The sequence below is a fragment of the Komagataeibacter xylinus genome (assembly GCF_009834365.1).
Classification (GTDB): domain Bacteria; phylum Pseudomonadota; class Alphaproteobacteria; order Acetobacterales; family Acetobacteraceae; genus Komagataeibacter; species Komagataeibacter xylinus_D.
Map to the genome: position 1 here is coordinate 2,986,143 of NZ_CP041348.1, position 23,299 is coordinate 3,009,441.

19 protein-coding genes are annotated in these 23,299 nt (G+C 60.2%); 13 read left to right on the top strand and 6 right to left on the bottom strand.

Going from position 1 to position 23,299, the window contains the following annotated elements; all coding sequences use genetic code 11:
* The first annotated feature begins 1 nt into the window (after position 1).
* A complete protein-coding gene (locus FMA36_RS14450) occupies positions 2–931 on the top strand; it encodes a 2-hydroxyacid dehydrogenase (protein ID WP_159263013.1) in 930 nt (309 codons plus the stop codon).
* Between the two features lie 94 nt (positions 932–1,025).
* Positions 1,026–1,214: a hypothetical protein gene (locus FMA36_RS14455; protein ID WP_159263014.1), complete on the top strand. Its 189-nt coding sequence runs from the start codon at positions 1,026–1,028 to the stop codon at positions 1,212–1,214.
* 67 nt (positions 1,215–1,281) lie between these two features.
* On the opposite strand, the gene panS is transcribed toward FMA36_RS14455, so the two are convergent.
* A complete protein-coding gene (panS, locus tag FMA36_RS14460) occupies positions 1,282–2,202 on the bottom strand; it encodes a ketopantoate/pantoate/pantothenate transporter PanS (protein ID WP_159263015.1) in 921 nt (306 codons plus the stop codon).
* Positions 2,203–2,505: 303 nt separating this feature from the next.
* On the opposite strand from panS, the gene FMA36_RS14465 reads away from it, so the two are divergent.
* The 5 genes from FMA36_RS14465 to FMA36_RS14485 all read left to right on the top strand — a co-directional run bounded on the left by FMA36_RS14465 (position 2,506) and on the right by FMA36_RS14485 (position 9,282).
* Positions 2,506–4,440 (top strand): N-acyl-D-amino-acid deacylase family protein, encoded by a 1,935-nt coding sequence (locus FMA36_RS14465; protein WP_159263016.1) that lies wholly within the window; start codon positions 2,506–2,508, stop codon positions 4,438–4,440.
* Positions 4,441–4,586: 146 nt separating this feature from the next.
* Entirely contained in the window at positions 4,587–5,762 is a 1,176-nt protein-coding gene (locus FMA36_RS14470) for an OprO/OprP family phosphate-selective porin (RefSeq protein WP_159264001.1), read from the top strand.
* A gap of 1,601 nt (positions 5,763–7,363) precedes the next feature.
* Positions 7,364–7,621 carry a hypothetical protein gene (locus tag FMA36_RS14475; protein WP_240906385.1) on the top strand — a complete coding sequence of 86 codons (258 nt, stop codon included), beginning with the start codon at positions 7,364–7,366 and terminating at the stop codon, positions 7,619–7,621.
* Positions 7,622–7,826: 205 nt separating this feature from the next.
* Positions 7,827–8,633, top strand: a complete 807-nt coding sequence (locus FMA36_RS14480; RefSeq protein ID WP_159263017.1) for a DODA-type extradiol aromatic ring-opening family dioxygenase — start codon at positions 7,827–7,829, stop codon at positions 8,631–8,633.
* A 40-nt stretch (positions 8,634–8,673) separates the two neighbouring features.
* Entirely contained in the window at positions 8,674–9,282 is a 609-nt protein-coding gene (locus tag FMA36_RS14485; protein ID WP_159263018.1) for a YceI family protein, read from the top strand.
* Here the strand turns inward: FMA36_RS14485 and FMA36_RS14490 are convergent, their stop codons facing one another.
* The gene (locus FMA36_RS14490; protein WP_159263019.1) at positions 9,283–9,936 is read right to left on the bottom strand and encodes a TetR/AcrR family transcriptional regulator; all 654 of its coding nucleotides are present in this window, start codon (positions 9,934–9,936) and stop codon (positions 9,283–9,285) included. It abuts the gene before it with no gap.
* A 117-nt stretch (positions 9,937–10,053) separates the two neighbouring features.
* Here FMA36_RS14490 and FMA36_RS14495 point away from each other — a divergent pair, with 117 nt between their 5' ends.
* The 4 genes from FMA36_RS14495 to FMA36_RS14510 all read left to right on the top strand — a co-directional run bounded on the left by FMA36_RS14495 (position 10,054) and on the right by FMA36_RS14510 (position 16,008).
* Positions 10,054–11,184 carry an HlyD family secretion protein gene (locus FMA36_RS14495; RefSeq protein ID WP_159263020.1) on the top strand — a complete coding sequence of 377 codons (1,131 nt, stop codon included), beginning with the start codon at positions 10,054–10,056 and terminating at the stop codon, positions 11,182–11,184.
* Entirely contained in the window at positions 11,181–12,713 is a 1,533-nt protein-coding gene (locus tag FMA36_RS14500; protein ID WP_159263021.1) for an MDR family MFS transporter, read from the top strand. Before FMA36_RS14495 ends, FMA36_RS14500 begins: the two co-directional genes overlap by 4 nt.
* 5 nt (positions 12,714–12,718) lie before the next feature.
* Complete coding sequence (locus FMA36_RS14505; RefSeq protein ID WP_240906386.1) at positions 12,719–14,242, top strand: efflux transporter outer membrane subunit; 1,524 nt, start codon at positions 12,719–12,721, stop codon at positions 14,240–14,242.
* A gap of 275 nt (positions 14,243–14,517) precedes the next feature.
* Entirely contained in the window at positions 14,518–16,008 is a 1,491-nt protein-coding gene (locus FMA36_RS14510) for a glucoamylase family protein (RefSeq protein ID WP_159264003.1), read from the top strand.
* Positions 16,009–16,036: 28 nt separating this feature from the next.
* Here FMA36_RS14510 and FMA36_RS14515 read toward each other — a convergent pair whose 3' ends face one another.
* From FMA36_RS14515 to ahpC, 3 genes are all read right to left on the bottom strand, one after another.
* Positions 16,037–17,428 carry an NAD-dependent succinate-semialdehyde dehydrogenase gene (locus FMA36_RS14515; RefSeq protein ID WP_159263023.1) on the bottom strand — a complete coding sequence of 464 codons (1,392 nt, stop codon included), beginning with the start codon at positions 17,426–17,428 and terminating at the stop codon, positions 16,037–16,039.
* Between the two features lie 278 nt (positions 17,429–17,706).
* Positions 17,707–19,290: an alkyl hydroperoxide reductase subunit F gene (gene ahpF, locus FMA36_RS14520; RefSeq protein ID WP_159263024.1), complete on the bottom strand. Its 1,584-nt coding sequence runs from the start codon at positions 19,288–19,290 to the stop codon at positions 17,707–17,709.
* Between the two features lie 86 nt (positions 19,291–19,376).
* Entirely contained in the window at positions 19,377–19,940 is a 564-nt protein-coding gene (ahpC, locus tag FMA36_RS14525; protein WP_061274974.1) for an alkyl hydroperoxide reductase subunit C, read from the bottom strand.
* A 142-nt stretch (positions 19,941–20,082) separates the two neighbouring features.
* Here ahpC and FMA36_RS14530 point away from each other — a divergent pair, with 142 nt between their 5' ends.
* Both FMA36_RS14530 and FMA36_RS14535 read left to right on the top strand, forming a co-directional pair.
* A complete protein-coding gene (locus tag FMA36_RS14530; protein WP_159263025.1) occupies positions 20,083–21,060 on the top strand; it encodes a hydrogen peroxide-inducible genes activator in 978 nt (325 codons plus the stop codon).
* A 124-nt stretch (positions 21,061–21,184) separates the two neighbouring features.
* Positions 21,185–21,748 (top strand): hypothetical protein, encoded by a 564-nt coding sequence (locus tag FMA36_RS14535; protein WP_159263026.1) that lies wholly within the window; start codon positions 21,185–21,187, stop codon positions 21,746–21,748.
* A 25-nt stretch (positions 21,749–21,773) separates the two neighbouring features.
* Here the strand turns inward: FMA36_RS14535 and FMA36_RS14540 are convergent, their stop codons facing one another.
* Positions 21,774–23,111, bottom strand: coding sequence for a hemolysin family protein (locus FMA36_RS14540; RefSeq protein WP_206065115.1), 1,338 nt, complete (start codon positions 23,109–23,111; stop codon positions 21,774–21,776).
* Positions 23,112–23,299 lie beyond the last annotated feature (188 nt).

A 23,299-nucleotide genomic window follows, 5' to 3' on the forward strand; every position in this document is an offset into this window, starting at 1 on the left:
CATGAAGCCCGAAATTCTGCTGCTTGAACCCATGATGGACCCCATCAAGAAACAGCTCGAGGCCGCTTATGTCGTGCACAGGCCCGAAGGGATGGGGGTGCCTGCAGATGTTGCACCACGCATACGCGGCATTGCCACCGGCGGCGGCACGGGCGTGCCCCGCGCGTTGATGGACGGCCTGCCGGCGCTGGAAATCATCGCCATAAACGGCATCGGCACCGATGCGGTCGATCTGGTAGAGGCCCGCAGGCGGGGCATTCGGGTCACCACCACGCCAGGCGTGCTGACCGATGACGTGGCCGACATGGGCATGGGCCTGCTGCTGTCTCTGCTACGTGGCCTGCCCCAATCCGACCGCTACGTGCGCGCGGGTGAATGGGGCCACGCACCCGCGCCCGCGCTGGGTCACCGGGTATCGGGCCGCCGCATGGGCATTTTTGGCATGGGGCATGTGGGCCAGGCCATAGCAGCACGGGCCCGGGCCTTTGGCATGCCCATTGCCTATACCGACTACCATGACAAGCACCTGCCGGACTGCGTGTTCGTGCCGGAACTGCTCACACTTGCACGGGAGGTGGATACGCTGGTTATTGCCGCATCAGGGGGCGCGGGTTCGCGCAATCTGGTCAATGCGCCCGTGCTGGCCGCCCTTGGGCCGGAGGGTGTGCTGATCAATATCGCGCGGGGATCGATCGTGGATGAAGCGGCCCTTGTAGCTGCTCTGGCGGCAGGCACGCTGGGCGGCGCGGGGCTGGATGTCTTTGCCCATGAACCCGACGTGCCCGAGGCCCTGCGCACATCGCCGCGCACCGTGCTGCAACCCCACCGCGCCAGCGCCACGATCGAAACCCGGCTGGCCATGGGCGAACTGGTGGTGGCCAACCTTGCCGCCCATTTTGCCAACAGGCCCCTGCCCACGCCAGTCGTGTGAGCCTGTGCGGGCGCCAGTAAGGGTTAAACCGTTCAGACGGAACCATCCATAAGGGGCCACGTTGGGTCAGCAGGCATTTTGCGGAGTACATCCCATGCTGACTCTTCTCATCATCGCACTCATCATCTTCGCCATCGGCGGGGGTGGGTATGGCTATCGCTCCGGCTGGTACGGCGGCCCACGAAGTACGGGGTTCAACGGGCTGGGGCTTTTGCCTGTCATCCTCCTCATCATCGCGCTGTTTTTGCTGTTTCACACACCAAACACGGCGCCGATGCCCTGAGCACCCGGCACGGACGGGGCATGCGTTGCGGCGTGCCTCGCCCCTGTCGTGGCAGGAACGGGAAGCATTATTCTGGCTGATCCCCATGGCGGGGCGGCCGCCCGGCCCACAGGGCCGCCAGCGCCGAGCCTGATATGTTGTGCCACACCGAAAAGACTGCGCCGGGCAACGCCGCCAGCGGCGAGAAATAGACCCGCCCCAGGGTCGCGGCCAGGCCAGAGTTCTGCATGCCCACCTCCAGCGCCAGCGTGCGGCATACGGATTCGTCAAAGCCCAGCAGCCTGCCCCCCCAGTAGCCGCCCGCCAGCCCGATGGCGTTATGCAGTATCACGCCCAGCAGCACGATCGGGCCGACACTGGCCAGAGCAGGCCGCACGCCTGCCACGATACTGCCAATAATGATCATGATCGACACCATGGCCACCAGTGGCAGCATGGGCGAAATACGACGGATGAGGCGCGGGCACAGCGTATTGACCGCCACCCCGCCGCACACAGGCAGGGCCACCATCTCCATAATGCTGCGAAACAGGCCCCAGCTATCTACGCTTACGCCCGCCGCAACATAGAGCCGGGTTAGCAGCGGGGTGGCGATGATGCCCACCAACGTGGACAGCGTGCTGATGCTGACCGAAAGCGCCACATCGCCCCGCGAAAGATAGATCATGACATTCGACGCCGTGCCGCTCGAAACACAGCCCACCAGCACCATGCCCGTCGTGATCATGGGCGGCATGCGCAACATATGCGCAATACCCCATGCTGCAAGCGGCATGACTAGGTAATGCAGCCCCACCCCTGCCAGCACCGGCGCAGGCCTGCGCGCGATGCGCCCGAAATCAGCAAGCGTGAGGGTAACCCCCATGGTGAACATGATGAAGGCCAGCAACGGGGTAATGGCCGGGGTCACGCGCAGGAAGGGGCCGGGCACCAGCACGGCTGCGAGCGAAACCAGCACCGCCCATACGGGAAAAAGCCGCGTCAGCATGCGCTTTCCCCACGCATCCGACCTGCCCTGACATTCATCACCATCATCTTCCTGCCCCACGCCAATCGGCCAACGGCGTGTGCATAGCGGGCCGCCCTGTGCGTGAACAGCCTGTATTGCGTCTGTCCTCGCGTTACAATGTTGCCACGGCGCATCGGCGGCCAGTTTACGCCAGCAACGCAGCGTGCAACCCTTTGCCCCGCAGGCAGTTGAAACAGGGGCATGGTCCGGGGCACGATGCCATCAATACGCCGCAATACTGTCTCGTCATGTCATCTGCCTCTCATCCCCCTGGAGACCTGCGTGCCTGATACCATCTACCGCAATGCGCTGTTTTTTGATGGCACGGGCGCAAGCCCTACCCGAACCGACATCGCCGTATCAGCAGGCAGGGTCTCCGCCATAGGTCATCTGCTCGTGGCTGACAGCCACACGACCGAAATCGACTGCGATGGCATGTGGCTCATGCCTGGGCTGCTTGACATTCACACCCATCTCGACCTCGAACTTGAACTTGACCCCGCCCTGCCCGAGGTCGTGCGCCATGGCACCACCACGGTCGTGATCGGCAACTGCTCCATTGGCGTGACCTATGGCAACCAGCGCCGCGAGGGCGAAGACCCGATCGTGGACTGCTTCGCCCGCGTGGAGAACATGCCCAAGACCGTGCTGGCCAAGGTGGCCGATGCGTGTGACTGGACGGATTCACAAAGCTATCTCGACCATCTTTCCGGCCTGAAGCTTGGCCCCAATGTGGTGCCACTCATTCCGCATTCCATGCTGCGCATCGAGGTGATGGGCCTGCGTGATTCCATCTCGCGTCGCCCCACGCGGCGCGAGCGCGCGCGCATGGAGCGCCTGGTCGATGCTGGCATGGCGCAGGGGTATGCCGGTTTTTCAACCGATGCCCTGCCCTTTCATTTCCTGGCAAACGACCCGCACAAAAAGCGCAAGATCCCCACGCAATATGCCAGCTTTCGCGAACTGCGACAGTTGACCGGGGTTGTGCGCCGCTACGGGCGCGTGTGGCAGGCAACACCGCCCAAGGATGACATTGTCGATGCCGTGCGCAGCTTCCTGCTCACCAGCGGGCGGCTGTTTGGCCGCCCGCTCAAGACCACGGTGCTGGCCGCGATCGACCTGCAGACCAACCGTGCCGCCGTCTCGATGTGCCTCATGCTCTCGGCCATGCTCAATTCCCGGCTGCTTGGCGGCATGTTCCGCTTTCAGGTACTGGCCGCCTCGTTCCGGATCTGGAGCGATGGGGCGATCAATCCCATTGCCGATGAAATACCGCAACTGCGTGCCCTGAACGAACTCGAGCTTGATGACCGCGCGGGGCGTGCACGCATTCTCAACGACCCGGAATGGATCGCGGGCTTTCGCGAGATGTGGCTCAAGGGCAAATCGGGCTGGACATTCGACCGCCTGCGCCGCCTGATGCGGCAGGAAGAAACGGTGCTGACCCGCAGCCTGGCCGATATGAAAGTGGCCGAATGCCCCCTTGCCAACTGGCAGGGCGAAAGCCTGCTCGCCCCCTATAACCGCCTGCTGCGCTGGCAGCACACCAAGGGCCGCCAGGGGGCTGCCAGCACGGCGGAGGCTGCGTTCTTCGCCACCTTCCCCGACCCGGTGCGTGATGATGCCACCTTCCTCCTGCACCTGCTGCGGCAGTGGGATACGGACCTGCGGTGGGAAACGACTTTTGCCAACCGTGATCCCGCGCGGCTCAAAAAGCTGCTGTTCAACCCGCAGACCCTGCCCGGCTTTAATGATAGCGGGGCGCATCTGGCCAATATCGCCTTTTATGATGGCAATCTGCGCTTTCTCAAGATCGCCCAGCCCGACGGGTTGGAAAAAGTGGCCCTGGCCATCCATCGCCTGACCGGCCTGCCTGCTGATTTCTTCAACCTCAACACAGGCAGGCTGAGGGTGGGCGCGCAGGCTGATCTGTGCGTGATCGACCCCGAGGCCCTGCGGCGATGGAACCCGGAGGAAACCTATGAATTCGTGCACCGCTCCGAATTTGGCTGCCGCCAGGTCATCAACCGCCCTGCCGGCGTGGTGCGTCATGTAATGATCGCGGGCCAGCCTGTCTGGACCGAAGGCCGCTATGTGCCTGATTTCGGCACGAAACGCCATGGAAGGGTGCTGCGCGCCAGCGACCACCCGCTCGAGCACCAGCAGGCCTGCGCGCTTGATGAGCGCGTGGTCAATGACAGGACGGTCATCACATAACCTTCACTTACGGGCGAACTGTCCGTGCAATTTTTTGATAGATACCCAGCCCGTACGTCATGCTATCCCGCCACATCGTTTATGGCTGGAGAAAGCACATACCCTTGGCATGTCGGCTGCACAGCGGATGCTTGGCATCCCTCTTGATGGTAATGGCGGCGGCTGCGCCCGTTGCAGCCCTGCATGCCCAGAGCGTGCCCGTGGTCAGGTTGCATGGCATTACCATCCGGCCCTATGCCACTGACCAGCTTGATACGGGCGGCTTTGTCTCGGCAGGCCCCGCCCACCCCGGCACGGGCGCGCGCGGGGCGCGGCTACGCAATGGCGTGCGCGTCAATATCCATGATCAGGTGGAAATCGGGGCAATCTGGGATTTCGGACCTGCTCCCAATGGCCCCATGCGGCTGTTTGAAGGGCAGATCTCCTATATCGGGCTGAAGCATTTTGTCTTTACCGCCGGTATTTTCAAACCCAGCTTTGGCCTTGAATCGATGCAGGCGCAGGGCGATACGGTTTTTGTCGAGCGCTCGAGCATTTCCACCATTACCCGCAACCTCGCCACCGGCATTGAACGTCAGGCCGTGCAGGCGGAGGCCTATGGCAAACGCTACCATTTTGCCCTTTCCGCCACGGCCGGCACTGCAGGCCCCGGCGAGGATGGCAACCAGCGCGGCATGGCCTTCCGCCTCGTGGGCCTGCCGGTGCGTAGCCATGACCTGATGGTGCATGCCGGTATTTCGGGGGAATGGGTGTTCCGTCCTGCTTCCATGACGCATGGCAACCCGGCCATTGCGCTATCCGACAACCCTGAACTCAACACTGGCACGGTCTCGAAATACCTCAATACCGGGCGTCTTGCCGCGACATCCGCCGGGGCTTTTGGCGCGGAGGCCGCCGTGGCGTGGAAACGGCTGCTGTTTCAGGGCGAAGGCTATGACATCATACTCGATACCAGCCCCGCCGCAGGCAGCCAGAACCTGAACTTTCATGGCTGGTATGGCATGCTGGGCTATACGATCAATGGCACGCCGCGCCAGTGGAAAGGACGCACGGCAGCTTTTTCCTCACCCATATGCGCGCGGGGGCAGGATGTGTTGTGCAACGGTTACGGGGTGCTGGAAGTCGCGGCCCGCTATTCGGAAGTCAATCTTGATTCTGCCACCGTGCATGGCGGCAGCCAGCAGACCGGCTCTCTGGCCCTGAACTGGTGGCCCACCGCCATCATCCGCACCACCGTGCAGTATGAATACGGGCAGGAGAACAGCGGCAAGGTGCCTGAGCATTTCCATGCCATCATGTCACTTTTCCAGATCAAATTCTGAAAGCGATCCGCCTTCCTTTTGAGAAAATTTATAAAATATAACAAGATATTATTAAAATAAACGAAGAATATATATTTATGTTTTTATATTTTATATCTCACATATTTGTAAAATAGATTATCGTTTTTAATATATTTTCCATTATTTCATTTTTATCCATCAATGCATATTCTATGGGGAGCCTCATAAGCTTCATTCTATATCCTATCCAGAAGCCTTTGGACGCCATAAATTTTTGTATTACAGAATATGTATGAAGAGAATTATTGACAGAAGGTAAAAAAGCAGGAGAATTTAATAAAATTAATTGATCATTATATTCAAATACATTCAAAAATATTTTCTCATTAATAGAATTTTCCAGGTTGGATTCATATACACTCTGGATTTTCATGGCATTCGTGTATGCATATGAAAACAAGAAAACTGTTGGTATAATAAAAAATAAATTATAAGGATTTTTATTATTTATAAATATAAAAAATAGGAATATATTATTAATCCAAAAATACTGACGACAGTCATTGACTCAAAAACAGCATGGTTCAATACCTCCATAGTGCCGGAAAAAAGGAAAAGAATTAATACTGGTGAAAGGAAATGAGCAATCTACAGAGTATTCCATATATGCCACCAGATCTGATTATTTTGTAATAATATTACCACGCGGAAACAATTACCATGATGAATAAAAATACAAATCTATATACATTATGAATAAGCATACCTGTTAAAGCGATAAATTCAGATACATTCCCAAAAAAACCGAAACTGAACGCCTGGATATCGGCAATATTTCTGAGTGGAATGCACCCCAACTCCCATGAACGGTAAGCGGCTGTATGGATGTCCTATAAAACAGATAAAAAACAACCAGCATAGACGCGAAGGTGCATAAATAATTCAGATATTTATTATATTATTCACCGTTAATACATTTCATGATAAATACGATAAAAGATGCAATTAAAAAACTATTAGTTTCATACTGATAGGTATAAAGAGCAGAAACAAGAAAAATGGCGCGCACATAATGGAAAGGCTACCCGCTATTCTTACAAACACGCTCCCCTGCGGCATGATCTTATTCATAAAGACCGTAGGAAGAACATTACTTAATACTGAATGACAATACATGCATCAGCAGATGACATGACTGGCCGCCCATGCCCTTTCCGGTCATATCCCTTTACGGATCTGATTATATCATCCTGATAATTTACATTATCAGATAACAACGGAATAAATAAAAAAATCCCGAAGCGATGTGATGATAATTTCAAATTTATACTTTATAAAATATTCGTATATTTTCATCACATGCATACCTCAGTAGAATAACCCCACCCATACCGAAAAAACTTTTATTGATCAAATTATAATAAATAAGAGTAATTTACTTTCATAATAAATTATGCCTGATACCGTGATGCTCATTAATTTTTAATGTGGAATGATAACATTTCCTCCATAAGATTTCGGACATAATTCCATGCAGAAGGGTTTGTAACTTTTTGTTGCCAAACACTCGCCACATTTACCACGGCACACTGAACGGGTCGATGAATCGACAATAACCGGCACATAAAGGAATACGGACCATGATGATCCGATCGGCTTCCATTCTCGCAACCGTCGCGGCCATCGCGCTGGCAACTCCGGCCTTCGCGCAGGGCCATCCTGATTACTGCAAAAGCGTATCCAAGGAACCCTCGGGCGAGTGGAAAATCAATTCCGACACCACCGTCACGGTGGGTGGTGCGCGCGTAGACCTCAAGCCCCAGTCGGTCTATCGCGGGGAAATTAAAATCAACGAACAGGACGTGCATAACGAGTTCGAAAAAAGCTGCGGGAAGTAAAATCCCGTGACAGGGCCGGCATTGCCTATCCGGCCCTGTCTGCCATGAGGTCCGGTCTGAACAGCCTGCGATTGAAAGAACCTGTATATTATAAAGACGTTTTGGGTAAACAGTGGCAGCACCTGAAAAACGTTTACCTTACTCCTTATAAACAGGTTATTTTCAAACAGCATCTGTCATGACCCGACACCGGGAGAACGCCCTCATGGAACCATCCCCACCCCGCCAGCCGGTGCTGTTCCTGCCGCATGGTGGTGGCCCCTGCTTTTTCATGGACTGGCCCGATACATGGGACCACATGGCCGCCTATCTGCGTGGCATCGCCGCCACCCTGCCTGCCAAGCCCGATGGCATCGTGGTCATGTCCGGTCACTGGCAAACTGGCGTGCCGATGGTCACATCAGCCGCGCACCCGCCGTTAATCTATGATTATGACGGCTTTCCACCCCATACTTACCAACTGCAATACCCCGCCCCCGGCGCACCCACGCTTGCCGCCGATGTGCTCAGCCTCCTGACCCATGCAGGCATGCCCGGTGAGGCCGATGCCGGGCGCGGGTTTGACCATGGGGTGTTCATTCCCTTCATGCTGGCTTTCCCGCAGGCGGACATTCCCATCGTGGAGCTGTCGCTGCCGCGTGATTACAACGCAGCCCATACCCTGCACATGGGGGCAGCCCTGCAGCCACTGCGGTCGCGCAATATCCTGATCGTGGGCACCGGCATGACCTATCACAACGTGCGCCACCTGATGGGCCGTGACCCGCAATCCGATGAGCCATCGCGCGCGTTCGACACATGGCTGACACGGGCAGTGGAATCAGCGCCTTCCACCCGCGCCGAGGCCCTGACCCACTGGGCACAGGCACCTGGTGCACGCATCTGCCACCCCACGCCCGAGCACCTGCTGCCACTGATTTTCGCCGCGGGAGCCGCGGGAAATGACCTTGGCAGGCGGAATTACAGTGATACGGTCATGGGCAAGGCATTGTCCGGCTTCCGCTTTGGTTAAGGACAAGCCGCTCCTCTTCGCCTGCAAGGACAGGACGCACATGACCCTGAAACTCCCCTTCTGCATGCTCACGGCGCTGGCCGTTGCCCTGCCCCTTGCCCCGCTTGCCGCCGCAACACCTGCGGCCGATGTGCGCCCCGGCCAGTACAGGGTCGAGCCGGGCCATACGCAGGTTACCTTCTCGCTGCTGCATATGGGTTTCACCCCTTATGCGGGCCTGTTTGCGGGTGCTTCAGGCACGTTGCGGCTTGACCCTGCCATGCCCGCCGCATCACGCCTGAACGTAACCGTGCCAATCGACAGCATTACCACCACCAGCCCCGTGCTGACGACCGAACTCAAGGGTCAGGACTGGTTCGATACCGCCCGCTACCCCACCGCCACCTTTGTTTCCAGCCGTGTCGTGCCGGTGGGGGCAGACCATGCCAGCGTTACCGGCGACCTGACACTGCATGGCGTTACCCGGCCGGTGGTGTTGCAGGTGCAGTACGTGGGCGCAGGCATCAACCCGCTCGACAAGGCCTATACGGTGGGCTTTCAGGCAACGGCCACCATCCAGCGCAGCGCGTTCGGCATAAAGACTTACCTGCCCATGGTGGGCGACGAAGTGACGCTGTCTATCGCCGGCGCATTTGAAAAACAGGATTGATCATGCCCCTTCCCGCACGCCCAGACCGTGCAGGAAGAACCGCCACGTTTCATCAACATAGGCCGCGCGCGTGGTGGCATCGGGCATCGGGTGCCGTCCGAGCAGGCGCTGCTGTATGGCCCAGCCGGTCATGAGGCCGGTGAGCAGGCGGGCGGTGTGTTCAGTGTCATGGCCGGGCGGGATCTGCCCTGCCTCCCCCGCCGCACGCAGCAGCTTGATGATGCGCTGGTGAAAGGGGCCGACAATTTCATCCATCGCATGGTCGATCAGGGCGGGGTAGCGGTAGCCATCGGCAATCATCATGCGGTAGGTCGCGATCACGTCCTCCTGCATGATGAAGTCGAGCAGCATGCGGCAGACCGCATGCAGGGCCTGAAGCGGATCACGTAGCGACACCTGCGTGTCGTGCTCCAGAAGCTGCGCGCATAAATGGGTAATCACCGCCTTGAACAGCGCCTCCTTTGAGGCATAGCGATGATACAGCGTCTGTTTGCTCGCACCTGCGGCGCGCGCGATCTGCCCCATCGAGGTACCCGCATAGCCATGGGCAATGAACAGATCTCCCGCCACTTCAAGCAGGTAACGGTCAAGCTGGGCTGAATCCTCTGGAGTGGGGCGGCCTGAGCGGCGCGGTCGGGCCATGGCGTTCGACATCGTTGCTCTCCCGGTCTGGCGGCGGTCAGGGCACAGGCCCCGCGCTTATGTGGCTTGACCGGAGCGTATTGTCCATCCTAACAAAACCGTACCGACCCGTTCCATAAATGGTGGCGCATGCCTGACACCCCCCCGACCGACCCTTCCCCCGCAGGCCAGCCTGCCACGCCCCAAAAACCGGCAGACCCGCGCAAGGCCACTATCCGCAAGATGGTGCTGGCCGGCATTGGCGGCGTCGCCCTCATAACCTTTGCCATATGGCTGGTGCATTGGTGGACGCATGGGCGCTTCATCCAGTCCACCAATGATGCCTATCTGCAGGCTGATCAGGTCACGGTCTCAACCCGTGTGGCGGGATTTGTGGATGAAGTGCTGGTGGCCGAAAACCAGAAGGTGAGCAAGGGCCAGATCCTGCTGCGCCTTGATGAGCGCGACCCGCGCGCGCGCTTCGAGCAGGCCCGCGCGCTGGCTGATCAGGGACAGGCCGCCATTACCCAGACCAAAGCCCAGATCGATGCGCAGGATGCCCAGATCGCGCAGGCACAGGCCCGCGTGCAGGCGGCACAGGCGCAGACCGATTTTGCCGACCGCGAGGTGGCCCGCTACCGCGCCCTTGCCGCAACCGGCGCCGAAACCAGCGAGCATTATGACCAGTTGCGCAACAGCAGCGCGCAGGCCCATGCCCAGCTTGCCCAGGCCACCGCGGGCCTGCAGTCCGCCCAGCGCCAGCTTGCCACCTACAGCGCCGAGATCCTTCAGGCGCAGGCCCGCATTGAACAGGCCATTGCCCAGCAGCGCACGGCGCAGGTCGATCTTGACGCCACCACCATCCGCGCCGCCATTGATGGCCGCGTGGGCGACAAGACCGCCCGCGTGGGGCAGTACGCCACCGTGGGCACACGCATGATGACCATCGTGCCGGTGCAGGACCTCTACCTCGTGGCCAACTTCAAGGAAACGCAGATCCGCCGCATGCGGCCCGGCCAGCCGGTTGAAGTCTCGGTTGATGCATTGGGGGGCACCAAAATCAAGGGCACGGTCGAGAGTTTCGCGCCCGGCACCGGCGCGCAGTTCGCGCTGCTGCCGCCCGATAACGCCACCGGCAACTTCACCAAGGTCGTGCAGCGCGTGCCGGTGCGCATCCGCATCCAGCCTGAAGGGAGCGAACGTGCGGTGCTGGTGCCCGGCCTGTCGGTTACGGCTGCGGTCGATACACTGGTCGAGCCCACGGCGGATGGTGGGTCGTGAGCCCCACCGTCGCCCCGGCTGAAGAACAGGCCCCACCCGAAAAGGCGGATGCCGCCGCCTGGCTGGCCGTGGCGGCGGGCACCATCGGCGCGCTCATGGCAACGCTTGACACCTCCATCGTCAACTCCGCCCTGCCCACCATTCAGGGCGAGATCGGGGCCAGCAGCAGCGAGGGCACCTGGGTCACCACCGCCTATCTGGTGGCCGAGATTGTCATGATCCCGCTGGCGGGCTGGTTCGAGCGCATTTTCAAGCTGCGTAACTTCCTGCTCATTGCCGCCGTGCTGTTCACCATCTTTTCCATGTGGTGCGGGCTGTCGCCCAACTTGCTGCACATGATCATCGGCCGCGTGGGTCAGGGCTTTACCGGGGGGGCAATGATCCCCACCGCCATGACCATCGTGGCAACACGCCTGCCGCCCGCCCAGCGCCCGGTGGGCATTGCGCTGTTTGGCATGACCGCCGTGCTCGGCCCCGTGATCGGGCCGGTGATCGGCGGCTGGCTGACCGAGAACCTGAGCTGGCATTACGCCTTCTTCCTCAACCTGCCCATCAGCATCGGGCTAGGGGTGCTGCTGTTCGTGGGGCTGCCTGCAGGCAAGATCGACTGGGGCGCCTTCCGTGAGACGGATTATTACGGGCTGGCGGGCCTGATCATGGGCCTCGGCGGCCTGACCGTGGTGCTGGAGGAAGGACAGCGTGAACGCTGGTTTGAATCCGACATGATCCGTGAACTCAGCGTCATGTGCGCGATTGGCATGGCGCTGCTGGTCATTGGCCAGTTCCGCTCGCCCCGGCCGGTCATTCACCTTAAAATACTGCTGCAAAAGAGCTTTTTTGGCGTTTTCATCCTCAGCCTCGGTGTGGGCGGCGCGCTTTACGGCATCCTGTATCTCATCCCGCAGTTTCTTGCCGCCGTGCCGGACTACAATTCCGAGCAGTCAGGCATGGTTGCGGCCATAAGCGGCGTGCCCACACTGCTCATGCTGGCGGTGTTTCCCATTCTGGTGCGCAAGCTCGACATCCGCTTTGCCATCGGCTTTGGCATGTTCCTGTATGTGGTGAGCTGTTTCATGAACGCCCATCTCTCGCCCGACAGCGCGGGCGAGCACTTCTTCTGGTCACAGATCGTGCGCGGGTTTGCACAGTTCTTCTCGCTGCTATTCCTCAACCAGGCCGCGACAAGCGCCGTGCCCATACAGTATGCCGAGGATGCATCCGGCCTGTTCAACGCCGCGCGTAACCTTGGCGGCTCGTTCGGGCTGGCGGCGGTGGCCACCCTGCATGACCGCAGGCTGGACCTGCACACCGCCCGCCTGGAGGAAACGGTCACCGCCAACTCCCTGGTCGGGCAGGACTTCGTGCAGCATTTCGGCCTCGCCCGCCTGAGTGCGCTCATTACCCGACAGGCCACGGTCATGACCTATAGCGACCTGTTCTGGATATTTGGCATCGCATTGCTGGCCATGCTGCCACTGGTCATGCTGATCAAACCTCTCCCCAAAGACGCCGGCATGACGGTGGGATGACAGATATGAAGCGCCTTTTCCCCTCCCTGTGCCGCACGCCACGCCGCCTTGCGCTGGGTGCTGCCGCAAGCCTTCCCCTTGCCGCCTGCTCGGTCGGGCCGGACTACAAGGGCCCGCCCCATGTGGCCCCCGTGGCCGAGCACGCACGGACCTTCAACCGCGCCGACCCCCTGCGCACGACAGCGCAGGAACCTCTGGCGCAGTGGTGGACCGGGCTCAATGACCCGATCCTGAACACACTCATCACCACCGCACTGCAAAACAGCCCCGACGTAAAGCAGGCCGCCGCCCGCCTGCACACAGCCCGCGCCACCCAGCGCGAGCGCTTTGCGGGCTTTTTCCCCGGTGGTGGGGCCGCAGCCTTCTGGGACCGCACGCGCATCCCCACGGGTGATATCACGTCCGTGCTGGGCGGCAGCGGGGCCGAGCAGGCCATGACGCTGCCGCCAGCCATCAAGTCCGATTCCTACGGCGCGGGTTTCGATGCCAGCTGGGAAATCGACCCTTTTGGCGGCAACCGGCGCGGCTATGAGGGCGCACGCGCACAAAGCGAGGCGCAACTGGCCCAGCTGGCCGATACACGGCTGCGCCTCGTGGCTGACGTGGCACGTAATTATGTCAGCCTGCGTGATGTGCAGAACCGTCTGGCGCTGATGGAGCGCACGATCACGATCGAGCGCCAGATGCTGGACCTGACCCGCCAGCGCCGCGCCCAGGGCACCGTATCGCAGGAGGACGTGGCCCGCTTTGCAGGCCAGCTTGCGCAGGTCGAGGGCGCCATTGCCCCGATGAAAGCCCAGCAGGCCAGCTATATGGATGCGCTTGCCACCCTTGTGGGCCGTGAGCCCGGGCAGCTTGACGCCATGCTGGCCAGCCCCGCTCCCGTGCCCGTCCCACCTGCGGTGGTGCCGGTGGGCAGCCCGGGTGACATGATCCGCCGGCGGCCCGACATTCGCGTGGCCGAGCGTGATATTGCCGCCAATAATGCCCAGATCGGTCAGGCCATCGGGCAGTATTTTCCCAAAGTCAGCCTGTTTGGCACGGTAGGCTTTACCGGGGCGAACGGGCAGCGGTTCTTCTCGGGCGACAGTTTTTCCTACATGGGTGGGCCGACGCTGGAATGGAGCATCCTGAACTTTGCCCGCACCAACTCACGCGTGGGGCAGGCCAAGGGCGGGCGAGATGCGGCGCTGGCACATTATCAGACCGTGGTGCTCGCTGCCCTGCAGGATGCGGAAGGCGCCCTTTCGCGCTTTGGCCACCAGCGCGAATACGTGCTCAAGCTCGATGAGGCCCGCACCGCCTCTGACCAGTCATGGACACTGGCCCAGCAGCGCCAGCGCGCGGGCACGCTCTCGGTCATTGACGCGCTGGATGTTGAACGCCAGCGCATCCAGATCGAACAGCAGCAGGCACAGGCGCGCGCCAGCATGACGACCGATTACATCGCCGTGCAAAAGGCGCTCGGCCTGGGCTGGCAGGCAGCACCTGGCGCGCAGACCGTGGCACTACAGTCTGCAGCGCATTGACGTGACATGGCCTGCGCTGGTGCGCAGGTCGCCATGTCCGTCTCTTTCGTTGCCGCCATATCCTTTCGTAATTGCATGCCGCGGTGTCGGGGTCTGCATGAAATGCGGAACGCGGATGTTACAATTTGCAATGCAACTCCTGCGCCCAAAGCGATGCCCGGACCTTGCCATCATGCCTGCTCTGAATTCATAACGGTATGCAATAGCACCAGGCAGGAGACCGGGCTTTGCAATTTACCCACATGCGGGGCTATGCAAGCATAGTCCTCTCGGCAATGCTGTGCTGCACATCCGCTCCGCCCGTATGGGCCGCAACACCCGCGGCGCCTGCACAGATCGCAGCCCCCGCTCCCGTCAGGACCAGTGCGCCCGACACCATCATGGTCAATGACCTCGAGCGGCGCACCTTCCAGTGGTTCTGGGATGCAGGCGACCCGCATACCGGCCTTGTGCCCGACCGCTACCCCTCGCCCCAGACCCTGAGCAGCGTGGCGTCCGTGGGCTTTGCGCTCACCGCCTATGGCATCGGGGCCGAGCGTGGCTATATCACCCGTGCGCAGGCGGTGCAGCGTACACTCGCAACCCTGCGCTACCTGATGCAGAGCCCGCAGAATGACAGCCCGGACAAGGCCGCCGGTTATCATGGCTTCTATTACCACTTCCTCGATAAAACGACCGGCCTGCGCTTCAACCGTGATATCGAACTCTCCAGCATCGATACATCGCTGCTCATGCAGGGCGTGCTGTTTGCGCAGGCCTATTACACCCGCGACACGGCCCCCGAGCATGAAATCCGCACCCTGGCGGACAAACTGTACGAACGCGTGGACTGGCAGTGGATGCGCAGGCCCGATAACCGGCTGAGCATGGGCTGGAGCCCCGAGCACCAGTTCATTCCCAATTACTGGGAAGGCTACAGCGAGGGGATGATGGCCTATATCCTTGCCCTCGGCGCACCAACCCACGGGCTGGAACCCGCATCATGGCAGGCCTGGCTTGCTACCAACAACCAGCGCTGGGGCGATTATTACGGCCAGACCTTCCTCAACTTCGCGCCGCTTTTTGGCCACCAGTACACCCATGCATGGATTGATTTTCGCGGATTGCATGATGCCTGGACGCGCGAGAAGCAGATCGATTACTTCGAGAACAGTCGCCGCGCGGTCTATGCCCAGCAGGCCTATGCCATTGCCAACCCCGGCAAATGGCAGGGCTACAGCGCCACGATGTGGGGCCTGACCGCATGTGATGGCCCAGGCGACACCACGCAGCAGATCGACGGGCAGGCGCGACATTTCCTGTCCTATTCCGCCCGTGGCGCGGGGCGTGACTATACGCAGGATGACGGCACCATTGCGCCGACTGCCGCGGCCGGTTCCATCGCATTTGCGCCCGAGATCGTGCTGCCCACCCTGCGCGACATGAAGGCGCGGTATGGCCAGCAGATTTATGGCCGGTACGGCTTTGTGGATGCGTTCAACCCCAGCTTTCACGATGGCAAAACATTCTGGACCGACCATGAATATCTTGGCATCGACCAGGGGCCGATCCTGCTCATGATTGAAAACTGGCGCAGCGGGCTGGTGTGGAACGTGATGAAGCGCAGCCCCTATATCCGCACAGGACTTGAACGTGCGGGTTTCGAGGGCGGCTGGCTGCCTGCGCCCCCCGTTACCGCAACCGCCCCACAGCCCACGGCACAGCCCGCAGCGATGGACGGCGCGCATGCCAGCGCCGTGCTGCCTGCGGCACCCCATCCCTCATAAAGGCGATACCCGAAACCGTGATCAGGGATTACGGGGCCGCATCGATCGGCACCACGTCAATCAGCTTCTTGTTGACGAATTCCTGAATGCCGAGCGAGGACAGCTCCCGCCCGAACCCCGAGCGCTTGACCCCGCCAAATGGCAGGTCGCATGTGGTCCATGTGGGGTGGTTGATATAGACCATGCCGGTCTCGATCTGCTCAGCCACCCGCACGCCCCGCGCGGTATCGCTGGTAAAGACTGACCCGCCAAGCCCGTACGGATTGTCATTGGCAAGCTGTATGGCTTCCTCATCATCGCGCACCCGGAAGAACATGGCCACGGGGCCGAACAGTTCCTGATGAAAGATCGGGTTCTCCGGCGTGACGCCGGTCAGGATGGTTGTCTGCACGAACGCACCGGTCTCGGGCGGGGCCTCGCCCACGCGGATGGCGATCGCACCGTGCTTGACCGCAAGGGCGACCTGATCGTTCAGCTGGTCAGCCGCGCCCTGCGATGAAAGGGGTGGAACGCCGCTTTTCTCATCCATCGGGTCACCGGGCACGAGTTTGGCCAGAGCTGTCTGGAACCGGTCGAGGAATTCATCTGCAATCGAGTCCGCCACGATGATGCGCTTGGAGGCGACACAGCACTGCCCGCCATTGTTCATGCGCCCCCACACCGCCCATTTGACAGCTTTTTCCATATCGGCGTCATCCAGCACGATAAAGGCATCGCTCCCGCCAAGTTCCATGGTGGTTTTCTTGAGCGCCTTGCCCGCCTGCGCCGCCACGATGGCCCCTGCCCCCTCGCTGCCGGTCAGCGCCACGCCAATCACCCGGTCATCGGCAATGATCTGGCCCAACTGGTCACGCGTGGCGTAGAGATTGGTGTACAGCCCTTCCGGCGCGCCAGCGTCCCGGAAGAGCTGCTCGAAGGCGGCAGCCGATTGCGGCACGTTGGAGGCATGCTTGACCACCACCACGTTGCCCGCCATGAACTGCGGCCCGACCACGCGGGCAAGCTGGTAGTAAGGGAAGTTCCATGGCTCGATGGCAAACACGATGCCCAGCGGCTGGCTGACCAGCATGGCATTGTCGCCCCGGCCACTTTTTTCGGTCAGTTTCTGCGGAGCGAGGAATTCCTCGGCATGATCGGCGTAATATTGCAGGATATCGGCCGAGAGTTCGACTTCCGCCAGACTCTCACGGTAGAGCTTGCCCATCTCGAGTGTGAGCAGGCGGGCGTAATGGTCGTTATTCTGGCGCAGTAACTGCGCCGCGCGCCCCACAATGGCCGCCCGTGCGCTGAAGGGCTGTTTCGACCACTGCCGGTAGGTCGCCTGGGCGCAATCGAGCTTCTGCGCCAGTTCAGCATCTGTCAGGTCAGGGAATGTCGCGAGGGTCTCGTTGGTAAACGGATTGATGGTCCTGTAGGCCATTGCTCTGCCTCCGTACGAAATGATGCAGGCTCTTCCGTGCAGTAGCGACCTGATTGCCCCCTCATAGGGCATGGGCTGCCCCTGCATGCTGCCTGTTCTGGCCCAACGGCAGGCAGCAGCGCAGGTTGCCTGCCATTTTGGCTTGTGAGCGGCATTTCATGATGGCAGTGAGCAAAAACAATAAAAGTTTTGGGGCGCCGCCCTTTTTTTAAAAAGGCGGCATTATTCAAAGCTTTTTGAAAGAAGCCTCGCCAGAAACCTGTTTGGGCGGCCCCGGTTCAGGCTGGCACCTTCTTCTCCACCGGCGCTGGCACGCGGATGAGGTAGTCAAATGCCGACAGCGCCGCCTTGGCGCCATCGCCTATGGCAATGACGATCTGCTTGTAGGGCGTGGTGGTGGCATCGCCTGCGGCAAACACGCCGGGCACCGAGGTCGCGCCATGGTCATTGACCACGATCTCGCCAAACGCGTTGCGCTCCACGGTATCCTTCAGCCAGTCCGTATTGGGCAGCAGGCCGATCTGAACGAACACCCCTTCAAGATCGACATGATGATCCGCCCCGTCGCCACCGCGATAGGTCAGGCCGGTCACGTTGCGGCCATTGCCCTCGATGCGGGTGGTCAGCGCCTCGGTCAGCACGGTCACGTTGGGCAGGGTGGCGAGCTTGTCGCACAGCACCTTGTCCGCCTTGAGGTGAGAGCCGCGCTGGAGCAGGGTAACGTGCGCCACGATACCGGCAAGGTCGATGGCCGCCTCCACCCCGCTATTGCCGCCGCCTGCCACCGCCACGCGCTTGCCCTTGTAGAACGGGCCATCGCAATGCGGGCAGTAGGCCACGCCCTTGTTGCGGTATTCTTCCTCGCCCGGCACGCCGAGGTGGCGCCAGTGCGCGCCGGTGGCCACGATGACGGTGCGGGCGTGAAGGATCGCACCACTTTCCAGCGCCACGCCATGCAGCCCGCCGGGATGAACGGCAGGGAAGAGTTCGGTCGCGACTTCGCCTGGTATCACATCGACATCATAGGCACGGACATGGGCTTCCAGCGCTGCGGAGAGCCTGGGGCCGGTTGTCTCGGGCACGGAGATGAAGTTCTCGATGCCCTCGGTATCCATCATCTGGCCGCCAAAACGCTCGGCCACCAGCCCGGTGCGCACGCCCTTGCGCGCCGCATAGACCGCAGCCGAGGCCCCTGCCGGGCCACTGCCGATGATCAGCACGTCAAAGGGCGCGATATCCTTCAGTTTTGCCGCGGCACGTTTCGGCGCATCCGCATCAAGCTTCGCCAGGATCTGGCCCGCATCGGTGCGGCCGGTCTCGAACAGCTGGCCATTGAGGTAGACCTGCGGCACCGACATGATGTTGCGCGCCGTCACCTCATCCTGAAACAGCGCGCCATCAATCGTCACATTGTGGATGTTGGGGTTGATGACACTCATGGCGTTGAGCGCCTGCACCACATCCGGGCAGTTCTGGCATGACAGCGCCACATAGGTCTCGAAATTGTACTGCCCTGGCAGGGCGCGGATCTGGGCCACCATGTCATCGGAGAATTTGGGCGCGTGGCCGCCCACCTGCAGCATGGCAAGCACGAAAGACGTGAATTCATGGCCCATGGGAATGGCGGCGAAGCTCACGCTCCCCGCCTTCGCCCCGGCCTGTCTGATGACAAAGGAAGGCCTGCGCGTGGCCTCGCCCTGCTCGCTGACCTGCACCCTGTCGGAAAGGGCGGCGACCTCGTGCAGCAGTTCATGCATCTCACGCGAGGGCGGGCTGTCATCTAGCGAGGCTTCGAGCACGATGGGGTGCGCGAGGCTGGCGAGGTAACCCTTGAGCTGCGTCTTGATGGCATCTTGCAACATGGCACGTCTCTCCACTTTTTCAGGCAGGGTGTGCGGGGCTCTGACCCGGCCCCTGCGTGTTGCGGGGGCCGGGCCAGATACAAAGATCAGATCTTGCCTACGAGGTCGAGCGAGGGGGTCAGCGTTTCGCTGCCTTCCTTCCACTTCGCGGGGCAGACTTCACCAGGGTGGGAGGCAACATACTGCGCCGCCTCGATCTTGGAGAGCAGTTCGGCGGCGCTGCGGCCAACGCTGCCTGCCGTGATCTCGATGTACTGGATCTTGCCTTCGGGATCGAGCAGGAACGCGCCACGGTCGGCCACGCCGGCTTCCTCGATATACACATCAAAATTACGTGCAATGTGGCCCGTCGGGTCGCCAAGCATGACATATTTGATCTTGCTGATGGCGGGTGACGTGTCATGCCACGCCTTGTGGGTGAAATGCTTGTCGGTCGAGACCGAATAGATTTCCACGCCCAGCTTCTGGAAGGCGGCGTAATTATCTGCAAGGTCTTCGAGTTCCGTCGGGCAGACAAAGGTAAAATCCGCCGGATAGAAGAAGAAGACGGACCATTTGCCCTTCACGTCGGCATCGGTCACCTTGATGAACTGGCCGTTATGGAAGGCGTCGGTCGCGAACGGTTTCAGCGAGTCATTGATGCGTGCCATTGGAATGCTCCTTGGTTTCGCGTGTCAGTTGTCGACGGGTTCTTATCCCACGCTCACGAAATGCGCAGAAACAGTTTCTGTCAATGTCTGTGATAGGAGAAACCTTTTTACAAATGATCCGAAATAGGTTCTATCTATACGCATGACCTACATTCCTCTCTCTGGCCTCTCGCTGCGTGATATCGAATATGTTGTGGCAGTAGACGATCTGCGCAACTTTTCACGCGCTGCAGAGCGGTGCGGCGTGAGCCAGGGCGGCCTGTCGGAGCAGGTGCGCAAGCTCGAGGCCCTGCTGGGCGTGGTCCTGTTCGAGCGTTCGCGCCGCCATGTCGCCCCTACGCCCGATGGCGCGCGGCTGATCGGCATGGGGCGCGAGGTGCTGGCTGCCGCCCGCGCCATGATCGAGGCCGCGCGCGTGCGCACTGGTCAGCTGGAGGGGCTGCTGCGCATTGGCGTGATTGCAACGCTCGGCCCCTATTACGTTCCCAACCTGCTGCCGCTGCTGCGCCGTAACTACCCGCAGTTGCAGTTGCGCCTGACCGACAGCCTGACCGACATCATGCTGCGCATGCTGCGCCATGATGAACTTGATATCGTGCTCGCGGCCCTGCCGGTCAGTGGCGAGGGCTTTCACAGCGTGCCGCTGTTCAGCGAGCCGTTTCTGGCCGCCTTCCCTGCCGAGCACGCGCTGGCCGAGCGCAAGAACCTGACCATGCCCGACCTGAAGGGGCCGGACCTGCTTTTGCTTGAAGACGGGCACTGCCTGCGTGACCAGGCGCTGGCCCTGTGCGGCATGTCATCAAACCACGAGCCCGAACGCCTGGCCGCAAGCCTTGAGATGTTGTGGCACATGATTGGCGCGGGCGAAGGTTATTCGCTCATTCCCCGCCTCGCCCTGCGCAACCGTAGCGAGTGGGAAGGACTGATCACGGTCCAGCCCATTCCCGCCGCAAGCCGCACGATCGGGCTGGTCTGGCGTGCATCTGACCCGCGCGGGGCCGCCTTTGCCGACTTCGCCACATGCCTGCGCAACAATACGCCCGAAGGCTGCACTTCGCTACCGCACTTCCCCGCAAAAACCTGCCTGCCCCCTGAGCCGGACATGCCGCAGAAGGACTGATGCCTTCAGCGGGGCATAGGTCGGGCATGAAAGACAGGCCGCCATCTTTAAGGCTGACCGGGGGCGGGCTTGCCCCCAGCGCGTTGGACAATCAGCAGATTCCGTTTAGAGTGCCCCCTATCGCGTGAATGAACGCCGCTTGGCGGCGTTCGGTTCGCCCCTTTCTTTCAACACAAGCACGGAACCTGATATGCGCCGCACTGTTGTCTCATGGGGTAAAATTTCTGCGTCCTCGCTGGCCATTTCTGTTTCCATCCTCTGTGGTTTTTCTGGCCCGAGCCATGCCAACGGTGATAATGACACCACTCTGGTTATCAAATATTCCGCACCGAACTACACGACGACCGTAGATGATGGAGCAGATATTACGCTCAAGGGAACAATAGAGTTTGTTGAAACCAGAGATAAGAATTCAGGTTCTTACTATAAATATGCCGTATTGAAAACGGATACACCTTACCGGCTCAAGGAAATTGAAAACACGGGAGAAGGTGACTACATTGAGGACAGTAACGTAACGCCGACGACGTTCCTCCCGATCACGGAACATGATCCGAAGAATTCAATCGCCGAGTTCACGTCTTATCTGGGGCAGTACGTCACGCTGACAGGCAAGATAAAATCAACCAGTCACAACGGCCCGGTGCTGGAGTATCAGTCCATCACCGGACCCCAAAAAGATAACTGACGCCAGTTGCGGGCAACCGGGCCTGCTACCCGTTCAGGCGGGTAACAAGTAGCTGGTTGATGCGAAAACCTTCCACGTCAACCACTTCAAAGCGGAAGCCCATCGTATCCACCCGGTCCGCCTTGCGGGCCATGCGGCGCAGGCGGTGCATGATGAAGCCGCCGATCGTATCGAACGGCCCTGCTTCATCAAGATCGCTGGCATCAAGTTCACGCCGCACATCCCCGATCGAGGCCGCGCCGTCAATCAGCCATGAATTGGCATCACGCCGCACAATCAGCTGCTCCTCGAACGGGTTGGCCACGCCCCCCATCAGTGCGCCCATGATATCCTTGAAGGTAATCAGCCCCACGACCAGCCCGTATTCATTCACCACCAGCGCAAAGCCCACGCCGTGAATGTCGAACTGGGCCAGCGTATCCCACAGATTAATGGTCTCGGGCACCGAGAGCACATCACGGCGCACCTGAAAAATCGGGTTCTCGGCCGACGGGCCGCTCTTGGGCACGGGTGGCGCCAGGCTGTCAGGGTCGCGGTCCACCACGGCAGCCAGTACGTCTTCCGCCCGGATGGAGCCTACCACGTTGTCCAGCCCGCCATTGCATAAAGGATAGCGGGAATAAGGCTTGGCGCGCACCTTGGCCTTCTGCATCCCGGTGGTTTCCTGCAGGTCGAGGAATACGATCTCGTCACGCGGGGTCATGGCGGAGGTAATGGAGCGGTCCTGCAGCCCGAGCACGTTCTGGATCATCTGGTGCTCCTGCTCGAGCAGCACGCCCGAGGCGGTGCCGGCGGCAAGAATGGCCCGCAGGTCTTCAGGTGTTACGGGTTCCACCGCAGAGGCCGCCGGAATGCGCAGCGCGCGCAGGATCGCGTCAGACACCTTGGAAAACACCCACACGATGGGAAAAAGCAGCCGCAACGCCAGGGCGGGAAACCACCCCACGGCCAGCGCGATCTTGTCAGGCGCATTCATGGCGATACGCTTGGGCAGCAGATCGGCAAACAGCACGAACAGGCCGGTAACCAGCATGAACCCCAGCACGGAGGCCAGCGTTCCGGCCGTGGCCTCGCTCAGGCCCCACTGCGTAAAGCCATGCGTGAGCGAGGGCGAGAGCATCTGCGAACTGATCATGCCGCCAAGCACGCCCACGCCATTGAGGCAGATCTGGAGCACGGTCATGACCTGCCCGCTGTTGCGGCGCAATTTCAGGAAGGCGACAGCCCGTTCATCTCCCGCTTCGGCGCGGGAGCGCAGGCGGGCATCACGGGCGGCAGCAAATGATATTTCCGATAGCGAAATAAATATGTTGAGTGCGACCAGAAGCACAAGCGCAATCAGGCCAGAAAAAAACAGAACCACCAGAACACCCACAAAATAAATATAACACTGTATAACACGCGCCCTGCCCTATCGGCAGGACTATATGCACGCAACGGATAATTTTTTACTTGCCTCGTCATATCGGAAAAAACAACAAATAAGAGCCCCGCTACCGCTTCGCCTCCGATGGTCCGTAAGCACAGAAACGACCGAGACATAAGCACTTT

What these genes read in the sequence shown, in the direction of transcription:
- FMA36_RS14450 (WP_159263013.1), top strand. Translation starts at nt 2, where the DNA reads ATGAAGCCCGAAATTCTGCTGCTTGAACCCATGATGGACCCCATCAAG.
- FMA36_RS14455 (WP_159263014.1), top strand. Translation starts at nt 1,026, where the DNA reads ATGCTGACTCTTCTCATCATCGCACTCATCATCTTCGCCATCGGCGGG.
- panS (WP_159263015.1), bottom strand. Translation starts at nt 2,202, where the DNA reads ATGCTGACGCGGCTTTTTCCCGTATGGGCGGTGCTGGTTTCGCTCGCA.
- FMA36_RS14470 (WP_159264001.1), top strand. Translation starts at nt 4,587, where the DNA reads ATGGTAATGGCGGCGGCTGCGCCCGTTGCAGCCCTGCATGCCCAGAGC.
- FMA36_RS14475 (WP_240906385.1), top strand. Translation starts at nt 7,364, where the DNA reads ATGATGATCCGATCGGCTTCCATTCTCGCAACCGTCGCGGCCATCGCG.
- FMA36_RS14480 (WP_159263017.1), top strand. Translation starts at nt 7,827, where the DNA reads ATGGAACCATCCCCACCCCGCCAGCCGGTGCTGTTCCTGCCGCATGGT.
- FMA36_RS14485 (WP_159263018.1), top strand. Translation starts at nt 8,674, where the DNA reads ATGACCCTGAAACTCCCCTTCTGCATGCTCACGGCGCTGGCCGTTGCC.
- FMA36_RS14490 (WP_159263019.1), bottom strand. Translation starts at nt 9,936, where the DNA reads ATGTCGAACGCCATGGCCCGACCGCGCCGCTCAGGCCGCCCCACTCCA.
- FMA36_RS14495 (WP_159263020.1), top strand. Translation starts at nt 10,054, where the DNA reads ATGCCTGACACCCCCCCGACCGACCCTTCCCCCGCAGGCCAGCCTGCC.
- FMA36_RS14505 (WP_240906386.1), top strand. Translation starts at nt 12,719, where the DNA reads ATGAAGCGCCTTTTCCCCTCCCTGTGCCGCACGCCACGCCGCCTTGCG.
- FMA36_RS14510 (WP_159264003.1), top strand. Translation starts at nt 14,518, where the DNA reads ATGCTGTGCTGCACATCCGCTCCGCCCGTATGGGCCGCAACACCCGCG.
- FMA36_RS14515 (WP_159263023.1), bottom strand. Translation starts at nt 17,428, where the DNA reads ATGGCCTACAGGACCATCAATCCGTTTACCAACGAGACCCTCGCGACA.
- ahpF (WP_159263024.1), bottom strand. Translation starts at nt 19,290, where the DNA reads ATGTTGCAAGATGCCATCAAGACGCAGCTCAAGGGTTACCTCGCCAGC.
- ahpC (WP_061274974.1), bottom strand. Translation starts at nt 19,940, where the DNA reads ATGGCACGCATCAATGACTCGCTGAAACCGTTCGCGACCGACGCCTTC.
- FMA36_RS14530 (WP_159263025.1), top strand. Translation starts at nt 20,083, where the DNA reads ATGACCTACATTCCTCTCTCTGGCCTCTCGCTGCGTGATATCGAATAT.